Consider the following 16578-nt stretch of genomic DNA (forward strand, 5'->3'; position numbering starts at 1 on the left):
CCGCCTGGCGAGACGCTCCGCAGGGTTACTGCGTGAGGTAGGCCGGGGCGGCGACGGGCAGGATAAATCGGAACTCGGCGCCGCCGCCGGGGCCGCGGCCGACCGTGATGGTGCCCCCGTGGGCCTCCACGATGCCCTTGACGATGTACAGGCCGAGGCCGGTGCCGCCGCGTTTGCTGCCCCGCCAGAAGCGGGTGAACACGCGGCCCATCGACTCCTCGGGGATACCGGGGCCCTCGTCGGTCACGGTGACGGCGGTTCCCTTCTCGGTCTTCCCCGCGGCGTTCGCGAAGGTGGTCGGCGATACGTCGATGGTGACGGTTCCCTCACCGTGCCGCACCGCATTTTCGAGCAGGTTCCCCAGGATCTGGTCGATCTTGTCCGGGTCGGCCCACAGGTCGGGGAGCGGCCGGCTGACCCGGACGAGGAACCGGTCGGGGGCCTGCCCGTTCGCGGTGAGCGCCTGTACGTGCCGGCCGACGGCGGTGGCGATGTCCACCGGCTGGCGGCGCACCTCCAGCCGCCCGGAGTCGATGCGGGAGATGTCCAGCAGTTCCGCGATCAGCCGCGTGACGCGGTTGGCGTCCGCGTCGACGGTCTCCAGCATCAGCCGCTTCTGGTCGTCGGTGAACCGGCCCCACTTGGCGAGCAGGGTCGCGGTGAAGCCCTTGACCGAGGTCAGCGGGGAGCGCAGCTCGTGCGCGACGGTGGCGATCAGCTCGGCGTGGCTGCGCTCGGTGCGCCGCCGCGCCTCGGTGCCGCGCAGGGTGATCACGAGGCGGCGCAGCGGGCCCTTGGGGTGGGTGCGCACGTAGCGGGCGGAGACCAGGACCTCCCGGCCGCCCGGGAGCAGCAGGTTGCGCTCAGGCTGTCCCCGCCGGGTGGCCAGGCCCCCGTACGGATCGGTCAGCGTCCACCAGCGGCGGCCTTCGAGGTCCTCCAGCGGCAGCGCCCGGTCGATCCGCGCCCCGAGGGCCTCGCCGGGCGCGAGCGCGGTGATCCTGGCGGCGGCGGAGTTGAAGCAGATGACCCGCCCGGTGTCGTCGGCGACGACCAGGCCGTCGGGGAGGTCGTCGGCGTCCATCCCCAGGGCTCCCAGGTCCGCCGGGGCGGCCTCCGCGGGCACGGCGCGGCGCGGCGGCCCGGCCGCTCCGGCGGCCGCCGGCGAGCTGTTCGTACCGACGCTCATGTCCCCGTCTACCCCACATCTCCGAGTACCGCAGTGGGCCCCCCGGGCCGCCACATTACTAGCTGGGGGTCACGGAGCGGCACCCTCCGGACGCCCGCTGTGCACGCGCGGACGCGTACAGGCACACCGCGGCGGCCGTGGCGAGGTTCAGGCTCTCCGCCTTGCCGTGGATCGGGACGCGTACGACGGCGTCCGCCAGCGCCCGGGTCTCCTGCGGCAGGCCCCACGCCTCGTTGCCGAAAACCCAGGCGGTGGGCCCGCCCATGGTGCCCGCGTCCAGTTCCGCGTCCAGGTCGTCCTCCCCGGCCCCGTCCGCGGCGAGGATCCGTACGCCCGCGGCCCGCAGGCCCGCCACGGCCTGCTCCACCGGCACCCCGACCGCCACCGGCAGGTGGAAGAGGGAGCCCACCGAGGCCCGGACGGACTTCGGGTTGTACAGGTCCACGGAGGCGTCGGTCAGCACCACCGCGTCGGCGCCGGCCGCGTCCGCGCAGCGCAGCACCGTACCGGCGTTGCCGGGGTCGCGTACGTGCGCGAGGACGGCGACCAGCTTGGGGCCGGCCGCCAGGACGTCCTCGAACGGCGAGTCGAGGAACTGGCAGACGCCGACCAGTCCCTGCGGGGTGACGGTCTGCGAGACCTCGGCGAGCACCTCGTCGCAGGCGTAGTGCACGCGCGCCCCGGCCAGCAGCGCGGCCTCGACGATGTCGGCGTACCGCTCGGCGGCCTCGACGGTGGCGAACAGCTCGATCAGGGTCGGGGTGCCCCCGGGGCCGCGGTGCTCGACGGCCTCGCGGACCGCCTGCGGGCCCTCGGCGATGAACCGGCGCTCCTTGGTGCGGAAGTTGCGCCGCGCCAGGCGCCTGGCGGCGGCCACCCGCGGGGATCGGGGGGAGATCAGCTCGGCGGGGGTGCCCATGGCGTCAGCGGTTCTTTCTCGGGTGTCCGGTGCGCGGCTCCGGCGGGACCTGCGGCCCGGGGGGCTGGCCGGTCGGAGACGAGCGGGGTCGCGGGGCCCCGGCGGGCGGGGCGCAAGCACACGGACCCGCAGGCGATTCGCCTGCGGGTCCGTGGGTGCCGACTGCGTTACGCGGCCGGCCAGTCCTTAGGCAGCGGCCTTCGGGGCGTTGACGTCGGCCGGGAGGGCCTTCTGCGCGACCTCGACGAGCGCGGCGAACGCGTTGGCGTCGTTGACGGCCAGCTCCGCGAGGATCTTGCGGTCCACCTCGATGTTGGCGGCCTTGAGACCCTGGATGAGGCGGTTGTACGTCATGCCGTTCTGGCGGGCAGCGGCGTTGATGCGCTGGATCCACAGCTGACGGAAGTCGCCCTTGCGCTTCTTGCGGTCGTTGAAGTTGTAGACCAGCGAGTGGGTGACCTGCTCCTTGGCCTTGCGGTACAGGCGCGAACGCTGACCGCGGTAGCCGGAGGCCGCCTCGAGGATCGCCCGGCGCTTCTTGTGGGCGTTTACTGCCCGCTTGACGCGTGCCACTTTTTAACTCCTTGTAGCGGGGCCGCGGGTGTCTTCACACGGCCCGAATTCAGATGGGGTCCCGGTCTCGACGTACCGCTCCCGGCGAGGGGAGCGGAGTACGTCACTTGCCGAGAAGCTTCTTGATCTTCGCGGCGTCGCCGGGGGCCATCTCCGCGGTGCCGGTCAGGCGGCGGGTGACACGGGACGACTTGTGCTCGAGCAGGTGGCGCTTGCCGGCGCGCTCACGGAGCACCTTGCCGGAGCCGGTGATCTTGAAGCGCTTCTTGGAACCGCTGTGCGTCTTGTTCTTCGGCATAGCGCCGTTATCTCCTCGTCGGTGGCGCTCCCGCCGGTCCTGGGGACCGGCTGACGGGAGCGTCATGTTGTGTCGGTGATTCCGAGGCGGGCTGCCCCGGGATCAGGCCTCGGCAGAAGCCTCGTGGGAGGTGTCCGCCTCGTCGGAGGCGGCCTCGGCGGAGACGTCTGCCTCGTTTGCGTCGGCCTCGACGGCGGTGTCGGCTTCCTCGGAAGCCTCCTCGCCGGCGGGAGCGACGCCCTGGCGCTCGGCCTTGCGGGCGGCCTGCGCCTCGCGGGCTTCGGCCATCGCCTCGGTCTTCTTCTTGTGCGGACCGAGAACCATGATCATGTTTCGGCCGTCCTGCTTCGGGTTCGACTCGATGAACCCGAGGTCCTCGACGTCCGAGGCGAGGCGCTGCAGCAGTCGGTAGCCGAGTTCCGGCCGGGACTGCTCGCGACCACGGAACATGATCGTGATCTTGACCTTGTCGCCCTGCTTGAGGAACCGAACGACGTGACCCTTCTTGGTGTCATAGTCGTGCGGGTCGATCTTCGGCCGGAGCTTCATTTCCTTGATGACCGTGTGCGCCTGGTTCTTGCGCGCCTCACGGGCCTTCATGGCCGACTCGTACTTGAACTTGCCGTAGTCCATGAGCTTGCAGACCGGCGGGCGTGCGGACGCCGCGACCTCGACCAGGTCGAGGTCGTACTCCTGCGCGAGCTCAAGCGCCTTGGCAAGCGGCACGATGCCGACCTGCTCGCCGCTGGGACCGACGAGTCGTACCTCGGGAACGCGAATCCGGTCGTTGATGCGGGGCTCGGTGCTGATGGATCCTCCTCGGTAGCACCACACGGCTGCCTGGCAGACAGCCGTTGACGTTGGTGTCGTCAGACCGGCCGCGGCGGGAATGAAAAAAGCCCCGCCGGGACACAGGCAGGGGCTCCAACACAACCGGAGCACCGTCGCGTGAACCGCGGGGCGCAGACTCGGGCGGCTTTCCATCGTCCGTACGGAACGATGGATACCGCCTGACCGGTGACCCGCCGCCCCGGAAGGCGGTCAGGTGGGAGAATCGGAGCCTCCACTTGTGGGCCGGGGACATAGGTCTCCGGCCGGTCGTAGCCCAATATAGCATTCCGCGCCAGAGCCGCTCACCCGGGAGCGGGCGGTCAGCGGGCGGCGCGGCCCGGCTTATCGTGTGAAGCATGACTGACGCGACCCCCACCCCCGCCACCGAGGCCGGCCAGGCCCCCGACTACGACGCCATGACCCGCGACATCGCGGACGTGCCCGCCGTCGAGGTGATCACCACGGTGGCCGTGCACCTGCTGAGCGCCGCGGCGGTCAACCTGGGGCTGGACAAGCCCGACTCCGAGCACAAGGACCTCGACGAGGCCCGCAAGCTGATCACCGCCCTCGCCGGCCTGGTCACGGCGAGCGCCACCGAGATCAGCTCCTTCCACGCGGCCCCGCTGCGCGACGGCCTCAAGTCGCTCCAGCTCGCCTTCCGCGAGGCCTCGATCGTGCCGGACGAGCCGGGCCAGGGGCCGGGCGAGAAGTTCACGGGTCCGGTGTACGCCTAAGGGCCCGGGCCCTCCACCGACCCCGAAGGGCCGGGACCGCCGCCATGCGGCAGTCCCGGCCCTTCGCCGTACGTACGCCCGCCCCGCGTACCCGGCCGGCGCCTCAGCGGGCGAAGAGCGGCTCCCCCGGCGGCGCCGCCGCGGCCGACGGCAGCAGGGCCAGGTCCAGGCCGCGCACCAGCCGGCCGCGCAGGGTCTCGTCGGCCGCGAGCGCCTCGGCGACCCGCCGGGCGGCGGCGGGGCCGCCCGCGTCGGAGGCCGGCACGATCGCGAGGGTGCCGTCGGAGCCGGCGCCGCCGGGGCCGAGGTGGGCGCGCAGTACGTCGGGCTCCCCGGCCACCGCCGCCCGTACGGCCTCGCGCACGGCCGGGTCCGCCAGCGGGTCGGGGTCCGTACGGCCCTCCGCGAGGGCCAGCAGGGCCGGGCCGGTGAGCTGGTACGGGACGGGACCGGCCAGGTCGAGCACGATCGTGTCGGCCTTCTCGTGCGCCGCGGCCGCCAGCGCCTGGTGCAGCGGGACCGCCACCGGGCGGGCCGCCGCGTCCCACAGGGCCAGCGAGGCCGTCGAGGTGAAGGCGGGCAGCGCGCGGCGGTTGCCCGCGGTCAGCGTCGGAACGGCCATGTCGCTGGTCTTCTCACGCCTCAGGCCCGTCTCCGGGTCGGTCTCGGCCTCGCCCAGCATGGCGACGACGGGGACCAGCAGGCGGGCGCCCTTGAGCGCGGCCAGCACCTGCGGTTCGGCCGAGCGGTCCTGCGCCCAGGCGGCCAGGGCCGCGCTCAGTGCGGGATCGGCGGAGCCGTCGTCGTCGGAGAAACCGGGGTCGGGAATGTTCTTGTTCGCCACAGTTAACCGACCCTATCCCGCCGCGGGCCGCGCGGCCGCCGGGCCAGTACGGCGGCCACCACCAGCAGCGCCATGCCCGCGGCCGCCGCCGCCGGGGCGCCCAGCCGGGGCCGGCGCTCGGTGCGGGCGGCCTGCTCGGGACCGGGGCCGAAGTAGCGGCGCCCGGCCGCCACGGGCGTGGGCAGCGGGGCCTCCGGGCGGAGCCCGTCCGCGCCCTGGAGCGCGGCGGCGGCGTCCACCGTGCCGTATCCGCGGGAGTCGTCGCGGCCGCCGGCCGGGGCGTCGGCGGCGGTGTCCCGGAGCAGCTTCTTGATCTGCGCCGGGGACAGGCCGGGGTGGGCGGCCTTGACCAGGGCGACCGTGCCGGAGACGAAGGCGGCGGCGGCGCTGGTGCCCCAGCCCTCGTAGTAGCTGCGGTCGGGGTCGGCGATCACCACGTCGACGCCGGGGGCGCTGACGGTCGCGTACCAGTGCCGGGTCGAGAAGTCGGCCTTGTGCCCCTTGCGGTCGACGGCGGCGACCGCGATCACCCCCGGGTAGGCGGCGGGGTAGGAGGCGGGGTCGCCGTGCTCGCCGCCGTTGCCGGCGGAGGCGACGACCACCGCGCCCTTGCCGAGTGCGTACTGGACGGCCTCGTCCTCGGCGCCTTCGTGGTGGGCGGACTCGCTGTCGTCACCCAGGGAGAGGTTGATGACGTCGGCCCCGTGGTCGGCGGCCCAGCGGATGCCTTCGGCGAGCGCGCCCGACTTGCTGTCGCGGGCCTTGGCGCGGCCGGGGTCGCTCTCCTCCAGGATCACCCGGACCGGCAGGATCCTGGCTCGCGGGGCGACGCCGAGCACCCCTTCGGCGCGGTCGGGGCCGTGGCCGCGTCCGGCGATGATGGCGGCCATCGCGGTCCCGTGCCGGGCCCAGGCGCGGTCGCCGCGGCCGGCGCCCATGCCGACGAGGTCGGCGCCGTCGAGGACCTGGCCGGCGAGGTCGGGGTGGGTGCCGTCGACCCCGGTGTCCAGGACGGCGACCGTGACCCCCTCGCCCTGGGTGGTGCCCCAAGCCTCTTCGGCGCGCAGGGTGAGCAGGCCCCACTGGCGGTCGCGGACGGTGTCGGCGGCCGCGGGGTGCGCGCTCGCGGCGGTGAGGAGGGCGGCGAGGGCCAGCGTCCCGGCCGTGCGGGCCCGGCTCATCGGGCGGACTCCGGGTCCGTGCGGCGCGGCGCCGGCGGGGCGGCGAGGGCCTCGACGGCCCGCTCGACCCGCCCGGCGACGGCCTTGGCCTCGTGGCCGAGGCCCGCCTGGGCCGGCGCCCCGGTGGCGGCGGGCCGGGCGGCTTCCCCGGCCGGCTGGGGCGCGTCCTGGACCCGGCCGTCGGCGAAGGCGGAGACGGCGTAGACGACGGCCGGGGCCCGGGTGGCGACGTCCGCGGCCCAGGTGGCGCGCTGGGGGTCGGTGAAGCCGTAGCCGGAGGGGGCGGGGAGGTGGCCGCGCAGCCCGGCCAGGACGGCCGGGTCCGCGGTGGTGAAGACCAGGCCGACGCTGACCAGGGAGCTGCGGGTGGAGTCGGTGTAGGTGGCGCGCAGGACGCGGGCACAGCCGGTGGGCGCCAGGGCGGCGCGCCAGTCGGCGTTGAGGGCGGCGGGGCCGCAGTCGGCGTCGGGGGCGAGCGCGACCCTGGTCCAGATCCGGTCGGCGCCGCCGGGACCGTCGCCGGAGCCGTCGATCACGGGCGGCAGGAGCCGGTCGACGGGGGCGTTGCGCCACAGCGACGCGGCCGCGCGGTAGGCGGCGTCGGCCGGCCGGGGGCGCTGGGCGGCGCGGTGGTCGCTCCAGGCGGTGGCGGCGGCCCCCGCGGTGAGGCCGGCGCCCAGCAGCGCGCAGAGCACGGCGGCGGTGACGCGGGCGGGGCTGCGATGGCCGGGGGCCGTGCCGGATCCGGGTCCGGCGAGGTCCGCGGGCAGCGGTGTAGACGTCGTCATCCGGCGGCTCCGCCCCCCGTTCGTCCGCTGCGGCCTTGTCCGTACTCTACGAGGTCGCGCGGACCGGCCCGCGGTGTCCCCCGGGGTGCGGGACGCGCCGAGGGACGGTGCGGGACGCGCCCAGGGACGGTGCCGGACCCCTACCCACGGGTACGCCGGCGTGGCAGGCTGCCGCCATGACTTCCGACCGTGCCCGGTACGACGCGGCCACCGCCCACCTCGACGCGCCGCTGGCGATCGTCGACCTGGACGCGTTCGACGCCAACGCCGACGATCTCGTCCGCCGCGCCGGCGGCAAGCCGGTCCGGGTGGCCAGCAAGTCGGTGCGGTGCCGGGCGCTGCTGGAACGGGTGCTGGCCCGGCCCGGGTTCGCCGGGATCATGTCGTACACGCTCGCGGAGAGCATCTGGCTGGCCCGCTCCGGTTTCGCGGACGTGCTCCTCGCCTATCCGTCCGCCGACCGCGCCGGTTTCGCCGAACTGGCCGGCGACCCGAAGCTCGCCGCCGCCGTGACCGTGATGGTCGACGACCCCGCGCAGCTGGAGCTGATCGACCGCTCCCGCGACGGCGGCGCCGAGGAGGTCCGGGTCTGCCTGGAGCTGGACACCGCGCTGCGGCTGCTGGGCGGCAGGATCCGGGTCGGGGCCCGCCGTTCGCCGCTGCGCGAGCCGGCCCAGCTCGCCGCACTCGCCCGCGCGGTGAGCGCCCGGCCGGGGTTCCGGGTGGTGGGGCTGATGGGCTACGAGGGGCACGTCGCCGGGGTCGGGGACCTGCTCGCGGGGCGCCCGGTGCGCTCCCGGGCGATCCGGCTGATGCAGTCCGCGGCGCGCAGGGAGCTCGCGGCCCGTCGCGCCGAGGCGGTGCGGGCCGTCCGGGCCGTCGTCCCGGACCTGGAGTTCGTCAACGGGGGCGGCACCGGCAGCGTGCAGCACACCGCCGCCGAGGACGCCGTCACGGAGATCGCCGCCGGGTCGGGGCTGTACGTGCCGCGCCTGTTCGACAACTACACCTCGTTCCGGGGCCGTCCGGGCGCGCTCTTCGCCCTGCCGGTGGTCCGCAGGCCCGGCGTCGGGGTGGTGACGGTGCTCGGCGGCGGGTACCCGGCCTCCGGCGCGGCCGGCCCGGACCGGCTGCCGGAGCCGTACCTGCCGCGGGGGCTGCGCTACGACCCGCAGGAGGGCGCGGGCGAGGTGCAGACGCCGCTGCTGGGCGCCCCGGCCGACGACCTGCTGATCGGGGACCGGGTCTGGTTCCGCCACGCGAAGGCCGGTGAGCTGTGCGAGCGCTTCGACGCGCTGCACCTGGTCGAGGGCGACCGGGTGACGGCCACCGTCCCCACCTACCGGGGCGAGGGCCGCACCTTCCTGTGAGACGGCGGGGGGGATGGGACGGGGCGGATCCGGCGGGGCGAATATCGGATGACCGTGGTGCGTACCGGCACGTAACGTGCCTTCCATGGACCCGCTCACCGAACAACAGATCCGCTCGTCCTTCGTGAACTGCAGCAAGGGCGAGGCGGCCCGGCTGAAGCTGCCCCTGGACTTCGCCGAACTCCCCTGGGACGACCTCGACTTCCTCGGCTGGGTGGATCCGGGTGCGCCGCTGCGCGCCCATATCGTGCGGCCCGCCGCGGACGGTTCCGCCGTGGGCATCACCCTGCGGGTGCCGGGGGCGAACCGGGCGGGCGCCTTCAAGTCCAGCATCTGCCAGATATGCCTGACCGGGCACGCCTCCTCCGGTGTCGCCCTCCTCGTCGCCCCCCTGGCCGGGGCCCGCGGCCGGGAGGGCAACAGCGTCGGTACGTACCTGTGCGCCGACCTGGCGTGCTCCCTCTACATGCGGGGCAAGCGGCAGCCGAAGCTGCGTACCCGCGGATACGAGGAGACGCTGTCCCTGGAGGAGCGCGTCGCGCGCGCCGAGGCGAACCTGGACGCCTTCACCGCCAAGGTCACCGGCTGACGCCGACGGCCGGAACGTCGCGGGCGGGGACGGCGGAGCACGGCTGCCGGGCGTCGCGCGACGCCCGGCAGCCGGGGGACGGCGGAGGGGGAAACCCCCGGGGCGTCCCTACAGGGGCGTGACGTACGCGCCGGAGATGCCGCCGTCCACCAGGAAGTCGGTGGCGTTGACGAAGGAGGAGTCGTCGCTGGCCAGGAAGGCGACGGCGGCGGCGATCTCGGTGGGTTCGGCGAACCGGCCGAGCGGGATGTGCACCAGGCGCCGGGCGGCCCGCTCGGGGTCCTTGGCGAACAGTTCCTGGAGCAGCGGGGTGTTGACGGGCCCCGGGCACAGGGCGTTGACACGGATGCCCTCGCGGGCGAACTGCACGCCGAGTTCGCGGGACATGGCGAGGACGCCGCCCTTGGAGGCGGTGTAGGAGATCTGGGAGGTGGCGGCGCCCATGATCGCCACGAAGGAGGCGGTGTTGATGATGGAGCCGCGGCCCTGGCGCTGCATGTAGGGCAGGGCGGCCTTGCAGCACAGGTAGACGGAGGTGAGGTTGACGTCCTGGACGCGCTTCCAGGCCTCCAGGCCGGTGGTGAGGATGGAGTCGTCGTCCGGCGGCGAGATGCCGGCGTTGTTGAAGGCGATGTCGACCGAGCCGTAGGTGTCGAAGGCGGTTTTGAAGAGGGCTTCGACCTCCTCGGGGCTGGTGACGTCGACCTTGACGAAGGTGCCGCCGACTTCCTCGGCCGCGGCCTTGCCGGCGGTCTCGTCGATGTCGCCGCAGACGACGTTGGCGCCCTCGGAGGCCAGGCGGCGGGCGGTGGCGAGGCCGATGCCGCTGCCGGCGCCGGTGATGACGGCGGTACGGCCGACCAGGCGGCGGCAGATGAGCTCTTCGTTGACTCGACTGGACATGGGGTTCAGGCCTCCGTGCTGATGAAGACGTTCTTGGTCTCGGTGAATGCGGTCAGGGCGTCGGGTCCGAGCTCCCGGCCGAGGCCGGACTGCTTGTAGCCGCCGAAGGGGGTCCAGTAGCGGACGCTGCTGTGGGAGTTGACGGACAGGTTCCCGGCGGCGACGGCGCGCGAGACGCGCAGGGCGCGGCCGATGTCGCGGGTCCAGAGGGAGCCGGAGAGGCCGTAGTCGGTCGCGTTGGCCAGGCGTACGGCGTCCTCCTCGTCCTCGAAGGGCAGGACGACGGCGACCGGGCCGAAGACCTCCTCCACGGCCACCGGCGCGGTGGGGCCGACGTCCGTGACGAGGGTCGGCGGGTACCAGAAGCCGGGCCCCTCCGGGGCGGTGCCGCGGATGGCGGTGAGGTCGTCGGTGACGTATCCGCGGACCCGTTCCAGCTGGGTCCGCGAGATCAGCGGGCCCATCTGGGTCTTCTCGTCGGCGGGGTCGCCGACGCGCACGTCCTGGACGGCGGGGGCGACGAGCTCCAGGAAGCGGTCGTAGGCGGAGCGCTGGACGAGGATGCGGGTGCGGGCGCAGCAGTCCTGGCCGGTGTTGTCGAGGAAGGCCATGGGGGCGGCGGCCGCCGCGGCCTCGATGTCGGCGTCGGCGAAGACGATGTTGGGGCTCTTGCCGCCGAGTTCGAGGGTGATCCGCTTCACCCGGTCGGCGCACTTGGACATGATCTGCTTGCCGACCGCGGTGGAGCCGGTGAAGACGATCTTGGCGACTCCGGGGTGTTCCACCAGCGCGTCGCCGGTGACGGCGCCCGTGCCGGGGAGCACCTGGAAGAGGTGCTCGGGGATCCCGGCTTCGAGGGCGAGTTCGGCGAGGCGCAGGGCGGTGAGGGGGGTGGTCTCGGCGGGCTTGAGGATGACGGCGTTGCCCGCGGCGAGGGCGGGTGCCAGGCCCCAGGCGGCGATCGGCATGGGGAAGTTCCAGGGGGCGATCACGCCGATGACGCCGAGGGGTTCGAGGAAGGTGACGTCGATGCCGCCCGCGACGGGGATCTGGCGGCCGGAGAGCCGTTCGACTCCCCCGGCGGCGAAGTCGAGGAGGTCGCGTACGTTGCCCGCTTCCCAGCGGGCGTTGCCGATGGTGTGGCCGGCTTCGCGGACTTCCAGCCGGGCGAGTTCCTCGGTGTGTCCGTCCACCACCGCGGCGAAGCGGCGCAGCAGCCTGGCCCGGTCGGCGGGGGCCGCGGCCGCCCAGCCGCGCTGTGCGACGGCGGCTCTGGCGACGGCGGCGTCGACGTCGTCCCGTGTGGCGGCCGGGACGGTGGCGACGAGTTCCTCGGTGGCCGGATTCAGCACTTGCAGGGCGGAAGGGGCCAGCACTTCGGACACGTGGTGCCTCACAGACTTTCCGTAGGGGGAGTTACAGGCGTTCGAAGGAGCGGCGCAGCTCCCAGTCGGTGACCGCGGAGTCGTACGCGTCGAGTTCGACGCGGGCCATGTTGCGGTAGTGGGCGACGACCTCGGGGCCGAAGGCGGCCTTGGCGATCTCGCTGTTCTCCCAGAGTTCCGCGGCCTCGCGCAGGGTGCTGGGGACGTGCGCGAAGTCGGCGGTGTAGGCGTTGCCGGTGCAGGCCTCGGGCAGTTCGAGGCGGTTCTCGATGCCGTACAGCCCGGCGGCGACCAGTCCGGCGACGGCGAGGTAGGGGTTCACGTCGCCGCCGGGGAGGCGGTTCTCGAAGCGCATGGAGCGGCCGTGGCCGACGACGCGCAGGGCGCAGGTCCGGTTGTCCACGCCCCAGGCGACGGCGGTCGGGGCGAAGGATCCGGGGCGGAAGCGCTTGTACGAGTTGATGTTCGGGGCGTAGAGAAGGGAGAAGTCGCGCAGCGCGGCCAGCTGGCCGGCCAGGAAGTGGCGCATCACCGGTGACATGCCGTGTTCGTGGCCGTTCCCGTCGCCGGCCATCGCGTTGTGTCCGTCGGTGTCGGTGAGCGAGAGGTGGATGTGGCAGGAGTTGCCCTCGCGCTCGTCGTACTTGGCCATGAAGGTGAGCGAGACCCCCTCTTGCGCGGCGATCTCCTTGGCGCCCGTCTTGTAGACGGAGTGCTGGTCGCAGGTGGTGAGCGCCTCGTCGTAGCGGAAGACGATCTCGTGCTGGCCGAGGTTGCACTCGCCCTTGGCGGACTCGACGACCAGGCCCGCGGCCTGCATCTCGTTGCGGATGCGGCGCAGCAGGGGCTCGATGCGGCCGGTGCCGAGGACGGAGTAGTCGATGTTGTACTGGTTGGCGGGGGTCAGGTCGCGGTAGCCGGAGTTCCAGGCCTGTTCGTAGGTGTCCTGGAACACCATGAACTCCAGCTCGGTGCCGACCATCGCGGTGTACCCGTGCTCGGCGAGGCGTTCCAGCTGGCGGCGCAGGATCTGCCGGGGCGCGGCCAGGACGGGCGAGCCGTCGTTCCAGGCGAGGTCGGCGAGGACGAACGCGCTGCCGGGATTCCACGGGATGCGCCGCAGGGTGGCGAGGTCGGCGTGCATGGCGAAGTCGCCGTAGCCGCGGTCCCAGGAGGACATCTCGTACCCGTCGACGGTGTTCATCTCGGTGTCGACGGCGAGCAGGTAGTTGCAGCCCTCGGTGCCGTGGGCGAGGACTTCGTCGAGGAAGAACTGTGCGGCGAACCGCTTGCCCTGGAGCCGCCCTTGCATGTCGGGGAAGGCCAGGACGACTGTGTCGATCTCACCACTGGCGACCAGGGAGCGGAGCTCCTCGGGCGCGAGCGGGGGCTTGCGGTCTACCACTGGAATCTCTCCTTCGGTGAGCCGAGGGGGTCTAAGGTATTGAACAGAACCATTGCTTGGGAAGGGGTGGAGCGGAGATGACCGATACGGCGAGTGAGGGCGACCCGATCGCACGGCTGAATCCCGTGCTGCGACAGGTGCGCGCGGGCAACGGTTTCGAGGAGGCGTTGGAACAGATCCTCCAGGTGGTCCGGCTGGGGCTGGTGCCGGGCGGGGAACGACTGCCGCCCGAGCGGGAGTTGGCGGAGCGGATGGGCATCAGCCGGGTCACGCTGCGCGAGGTGCTGAAAGTACTGCAGGACCAGGGCCTGGTGGAGGCCCGGCGCGGCCGGTACGGCGGAACGTTTGTGCTGGGCCGCCCCGACACGCCGGCCGGCGGCGCCGAGCAGGAGCTGCGCCGCCGGGTCGCGGGGGTGGACATCGAGGACGCGCTGCGGTTCCGCGAGGTCCTGGAGGTGGGCGCGGCCGGCCTGTGCGCCGCGCACGGGCTCACCGAGGAGGGTACGGAACGGCTGCTCGGCGCCCTCGCCGCCACCCACGACGCGCCGCTCCAGGACTACCGCCGCCAGGACACCCTGTTCCACCTCACCCTGTGCGAACTGGCCGGATCGCCCACCCTCACGGCCCAGTACGCGGCCGTCCGGGCGACCGTCAACGACCTGCTGGACTGCATCCCGCTGCTGGTGCGCAACCTGGAGCACTCGCAGCAGCAGCACACCGTGCTGGTCGAGGCGGTGCTGGAGCGGGACGCGGACTCGGCCCGCGCGACGATGCGCGAGCACTGCTGCGGCACGGCCGCACTGCTGCGGGGTTTCCTGGCGTGAACCGTCCGGGGCGGCGCCCGGCCGAGAGGTTTTCGTAACCCCTGTTTAACACCGGGGACTTGCGCGCTCCACCCTGATGACGCAAAGGTACGCCTCACAACCATTGCACGCGTCTCACCCCATCACCCGTTGCACCACCTTGCCCCAGGCAGGAGCGCACATGGCCGACGACATCGAGGCCCGGCTGACCGCCGCGCCCGGATCCACCAAGGCCCCGCAGGCCGGCGACACGTACCTGGAGCGCCGCACGCTGCGCCGCGGCAGCGCCGGGTGGCTGCTGCTCACCGGCCTCGGCGTCGCCTACGTCGTCTCGGGCGACTTCTCCGGCTGGAACGTCGGTCTCGCCCAAGGCGGGTTCGGCGGCCTCGCCATCGCGACCGCCCTGATGGGCGCGATGTACGCCTGCCTGGTGTTCTCGCTCGCCGAGCTGTCCGCCATCCTGCCCACCGCGGGCGGCGGTTACGGCTTCGCCCGCCGGGCGCTGGGCACCTGGGGCGGCTTCCTCACCGGTACGGCCATCCTCATCGAGTACATCCTGGCGCCCGCCGCGATCTCCATCTTCATCGGCGACTACGTCGAGTCGCTGCACCTCTTCGGCCTCACCTCCGGCTGGCCCGTCTACCTCGCCTGCTTCGCCGTGTTCATCGGCATCCACCTGTGGGGGGTGGGCGAGGCCCTGCGCTTCTCCCTCGTGGTCACCGCCGTCGCCGTGCTCGCCCTCATCGTCTTCGCGCTGGGCGCCTTCACCGAGTTCGACCCGGGCCGCCTCGACGACATCGCCGTCGACACCACGGCCGCGGGCGCGAGTTCGTGGCTGCCGCTCGGGTTCCTCGGCATCTGGGCCGCGTTCCCGTTCGGCATGTGGTTCTTCCTCGGTGTGGAGGGCGTCCCGCTGGCGGCCGAGGAGGCCAAGGACCCGGTGCGCTCGATGCCCCGCGCGCTGTCGATCTCCATGGGCATCCTGGTGCTGCTGGCCCTGATGACGTTCCTGGCCTCCACCGGCGCACGCGGTGCGGACGCCATCAAGGACGCGGGCAACCCGCTGGTCGTGGCGCTGGAAGGCGACCCGGGCCGGTCCTGGCTCAAGACCTTCGTCAACTACGCCGGCCTCGCCGGGCTCGTGGCCTCCTTCTTCTCCCTCATCTACGCGGGCTCCCGGCAGCTCTTCGCCCTGTCGCGGGCCGGCTACCTGCCGCGCTTCCTGTCCCTCACCTCCAAGCGCAAGGCCCCGTACCTGGGCCTGCTGATACCGGGTGCGATCGGTTTCGCGCTGGCCGCCGCCACCGGGAACGGCCCGCGCATGCTGAACATCGCGGTGTTCGGCGCGACCATCTCCTACGCCCTGATGGCCCTGTCCCACATCGTGCTGCGCCGCCGCGAGCCGGGCCTGGAGCGCCCGTACCGCACACCGGGTGGCGCCGCCACCTCCTCGGTGGCCTTCGTGCTGGCCCTGTCGGCGCTGGTCGCCACCTTCCTGGTGGACAAGGACGCGGCGTTCATCGCGCTGGCCGTCTACGCCGTCGCGCTCGCCTACTTCGCCTTCTACAGCCGCCGCCGGCTCGTCGCGTCCGCGCCCGAGGAGGAGTTCGCGGCGCTGGCCGAAGCCGAGGCGGAATTGACCCGCGACTGAAATCCTGACGCTGACCCGGACCCCGTCCACCTGGAGGTAGAACCGTGCCCAGGCCGCTCATCGGCATCACCACCTATGTGGAGGAGTCCACCCGCTACGGCGTGTGGGACCTCGCCACGTCCCTCGTCCCCTCCGGGTACTACGAACTCGTCCAGGCGGCGGGCGGTACGGCCGTACTGCTGCCCCCGGACGACCCGTCCCGGGCGGCGGAGGTGCTGAGCCGGGTGGACGGCCTGGTCGTCGCGGGCGGCCCGGACGTGGACCCGGTGCACTACGGCGCCCCGCGCGATCCCCGTACCGGCGCGCCCGCGACGGTCCGTGACACGTGGGAGCTCGCCCTGATCAGGGCCGCGCTGGAGTCCGGGGCCCCGCTGCTCGGCATCTGCCGGGGCATGCAGGCGCTGAACGTCGCCCTGGGCGGCACCCTGATCCAGCACATCGACGGCCACGTGGACACGCCGGGCGTCACGTCCTGGCACCCGGTCCGCCCGGTCGGCGGCACCCGTTACGCCGCGCTGGTCCCGGAGCAGGCCGAGGTCCCGACCTACCACCACCAGGCGGTGGACCGGCTGGGCGAGGGGCTGGTCGTCTCGGCGCACGCCCTCGACGGCACGGTCGAGGCCATCGAGCTGCCGGACCGGGACCGGTGGGTGGTGGGCGTGCAGTGGCACCCCGAGCGCGACAAGGACACCCGGGTGATGGCCGCCCTGGTCGACGCGGCGGCGGAGTTCAACCTCACGGCGCCCACCGCGGCCCTGGCCCCGGCGGCCCTTTAGACGCGGCCCGGGCGGCAACCCGTAATCCAGCTCGGGCGCCTGCCCGGCCCTCGTCCGACGGCTCAGGCGTGCTGCGGGACCTCGTCCTTCATGGCCGCCTTGAGCTGCTCGCGCAGCTCCGGGCTCGCCGTGTGGCCGTGCACGGACACGGCGTGCTCTTCCGCGGCGCGGACCAGTTCCGCCTCCTCGCCCGACATGAAGAGGCTGCAGTTCGATTCACTGGGGAATTTGCGGCAGTCGATCATCTTGCGCATCACGCGCCTCCTCGGATCCGACTGCCTCCATTGTCCGCCCGTACCGTCCCGGTGGCGAGCACTGGCCCCCGGTCGGCCGCGATGG

The 16578-nt window shown here is 73.2% G+C and carries 18 protein-coding genes; 6 read left to right on the forward strand and 12 right to left on the reverse strand.

Annotated elements, in window-relative coordinates; translation table 11 throughout:
* Window positions 1-25 precede the first annotated feature (25 nt).
* The 5 genes from ACWGH1_RS14915 to infC all read right to left on the reverse strand — a co-directional run bounded on the left by ACWGH1_RS14915 (window position 26) and on the right by infC (window position 3813).
* The gene (locus ACWGH1_RS14915; RefSeq protein ID WP_453408701.1) at window positions 26-1189 is read right to left on the reverse strand and encodes an ATP-binding protein; all 1164 of its coding nucleotides are present in this window, start codon (window positions 1187-1189) and stop codon (window positions 26-28) included.
* A 58-nt stretch (window positions 1190-1247) separates the two neighbouring features.
* The gene (locus ACWGH1_RS14920) at window positions 1248-2108 is read right to left on the reverse strand and encodes a TrmH family RNA methyltransferase (protein ID WP_453357869.1); all 861 of its coding nucleotides are present in this window, start codon (window positions 2106-2108) and stop codon (window positions 1248-1250) included.
* A gap of 186 nt (window positions 2109-2294) precedes the next feature.
* Entirely contained in the window at window positions 2295-2681 is a 387-nt protein-coding gene (gene rplT / locus ACWGH1_RS14925; protein ID WP_007263143.1) for a 50S ribosomal protein L20, read from the reverse strand.
* A gap of 103 nt (window positions 2682-2784) precedes the next feature.
* On the reverse strand, window positions 2785-2979 hold the full coding sequence (gene rpmI / locus ACWGH1_RS14930) for a 50S ribosomal protein L35 (protein ID WP_030387121.1): 195 nt from the start codon (window positions 2977-2979) through the stop codon (window positions 2785-2787).
* Between the two features lie 102 nt (window positions 2980-3081).
* Window positions 3082-3813 (reverse strand): translation initiation factor IF-3, encoded by a 732-nt coding sequence (gene infC, locus ACWGH1_RS14935; protein ID WP_453408711.1) that lies wholly within the window; start codon window positions 3811-3813, stop codon window positions 3082-3084.
* 353 nt (window positions 3814-4166) lie between these two features.
* Here infC and ACWGH1_RS14940 point away from each other — a divergent pair, with 353 nt between their 5' ends.
* A complete protein-coding gene (locus ACWGH1_RS14940) occupies window positions 4167-4544 on the forward strand; it encodes a DUF1844 domain-containing protein (RefSeq protein WP_453357748.1) in 378 nt (125 codons plus the stop codon).
* A gap of 103 nt (window positions 4545-4647) precedes the next feature.
* Here ACWGH1_RS14940 and ACWGH1_RS14945 read toward each other — a convergent pair whose 3' ends face one another.
* Genes ACWGH1_RS14945 through ACWGH1_RS14955 form a run of 3 tightly spaced genes read right to left on the reverse strand, consistent with a single transcriptional unit; the run spans window position 4648 to window position 7357 of the window.
* Window positions 4648-5388 carry an SseB family protein gene (locus ACWGH1_RS14945; protein WP_453408702.1) on the reverse strand — a complete coding sequence of 247 codons (741 nt, stop codon included), beginning with the start codon at window positions 5386-5388 and terminating at the stop codon, window positions 4648-4650.
* Between the two features lie 2 nt (window positions 5389-5390).
* Window positions 5391-6569, reverse strand: a complete 1179-nt coding sequence (gene mycP / locus ACWGH1_RS14950; protein ID WP_453357443.1) for a type VII secretion-associated serine protease mycosin — start codon at window positions 6567-6569, stop codon at window positions 5391-5393.
* Window positions 6566-7357 carry a hypothetical protein gene (locus ACWGH1_RS14955; protein ID WP_453408703.1) on the reverse strand — a complete coding sequence of 264 codons (792 nt, stop codon included), beginning with the start codon at window positions 7355-7357 and terminating at the stop codon, window positions 6566-6568. Before ACWGH1_RS14955 ends, mycP begins: the two co-directional genes overlap by 4 nt.
* A gap of 176 nt (window positions 7358-7533) precedes the next feature.
* Between ACWGH1_RS14955 and ACWGH1_RS14960 the strand changes: the two genes are divergently transcribed.
* On the forward strand, window positions 7534-8727 hold the full coding sequence (locus tag ACWGH1_RS14960; RefSeq protein ID WP_453357402.1) for an amino acid deaminase/aldolase: 1194 nt from the start codon (window positions 7534-7536) through the stop codon (window positions 8725-8727).
* 85 nt (window positions 8728-8812) lie between these two features.
* Complete coding sequence (locus tag ACWGH1_RS14965; RefSeq protein WP_453357401.1) at window positions 8813-9316, forward strand: FBP domain-containing protein; 504 nt, start codon at window positions 8813-8815, stop codon at window positions 9314-9316.
* 108 nt (window positions 9317-9424) lie between these two features.
* Here the strand turns inward: ACWGH1_RS14965 and ACWGH1_RS14970 are convergent, their stop codons facing one another.
* From ACWGH1_RS14970 to ACWGH1_RS14980, 3 genes are read right to left on the reverse strand one after another with little or no spacing between them, the layout of a single operon-like run.
* Window positions 9425-10219: a 3-oxoacyl-ACP reductase gene (locus ACWGH1_RS14970; protein WP_453355111.1), complete on the reverse strand. Its 795-nt coding sequence runs from the start codon at window positions 10217-10219 to the stop codon at window positions 9425-9427.
* 5 nt (window positions 10220-10224) lie between these two features.
* Window positions 10225-11595, reverse strand: a complete 1371-nt coding sequence (locus ACWGH1_RS14975; RefSeq protein WP_453355116.1) for an aldehyde dehydrogenase family protein — start codon at window positions 11593-11595, stop codon at window positions 10225-10227.
* Window positions 11596-11635: 40 nt separating this feature from the next.
* A complete protein-coding gene (locus ACWGH1_RS14980) occupies window positions 11636-13009 on the reverse strand; it encodes a glutamine synthetase family protein (RefSeq protein ID WP_453355112.1) in 1374 nt (457 codons plus the stop codon).
* A gap of 77 nt (window positions 13010-13086) precedes the next feature.
* Here ACWGH1_RS14980 and ACWGH1_RS14985 point away from each other — a divergent pair, with 77 nt between their 5' ends.
* From ACWGH1_RS14985 to ACWGH1_RS14995, 3 genes are all read left to right on the forward strand, one after another.
* Window positions 13087-13833, forward strand: a complete 747-nt coding sequence (locus ACWGH1_RS14985) for a FadR/GntR family transcriptional regulator (RefSeq protein WP_453355113.1) — start codon at window positions 13087-13089, stop codon at window positions 13831-13833.
* A gap of 160 nt (window positions 13834-13993) precedes the next feature.
* Window positions 13994-15463 carry an ethanolamine permease gene (eat, locus tag ACWGH1_RS14990; protein ID WP_453355114.1) on the forward strand — a complete coding sequence of 490 codons (1470 nt, stop codon included), beginning with the start codon at window positions 13994-13996 and terminating at the stop codon, window positions 15461-15463.
* A 44-nt stretch (window positions 15464-15507) separates the two neighbouring features.
* Window positions 15508-16239, forward strand: a complete 732-nt coding sequence (locus tag ACWGH1_RS14995) for a gamma-glutamyl-gamma-aminobutyrate hydrolase family protein (RefSeq protein ID WP_453355115.1) — start codon at window positions 15508-15510, stop codon at window positions 16237-16239.
* Between the two features lie 62 nt (window positions 16240-16301).
* On the opposite strand, the gene ACWGH1_RS15000 is transcribed toward ACWGH1_RS14995, so the two are convergent.
* Window positions 16302-16493: a DUF1059 domain-containing protein gene (locus ACWGH1_RS15000; protein WP_453357838.1), complete on the reverse strand. Its 192-nt coding sequence runs from the start codon at window positions 16491-16493 to the stop codon at window positions 16302-16304.
* Window positions 16494-16578 lie beyond the last annotated feature (85 nt).

The organism is Streptomyces sp. NPDC054883 (assembly GCF_053610645.1).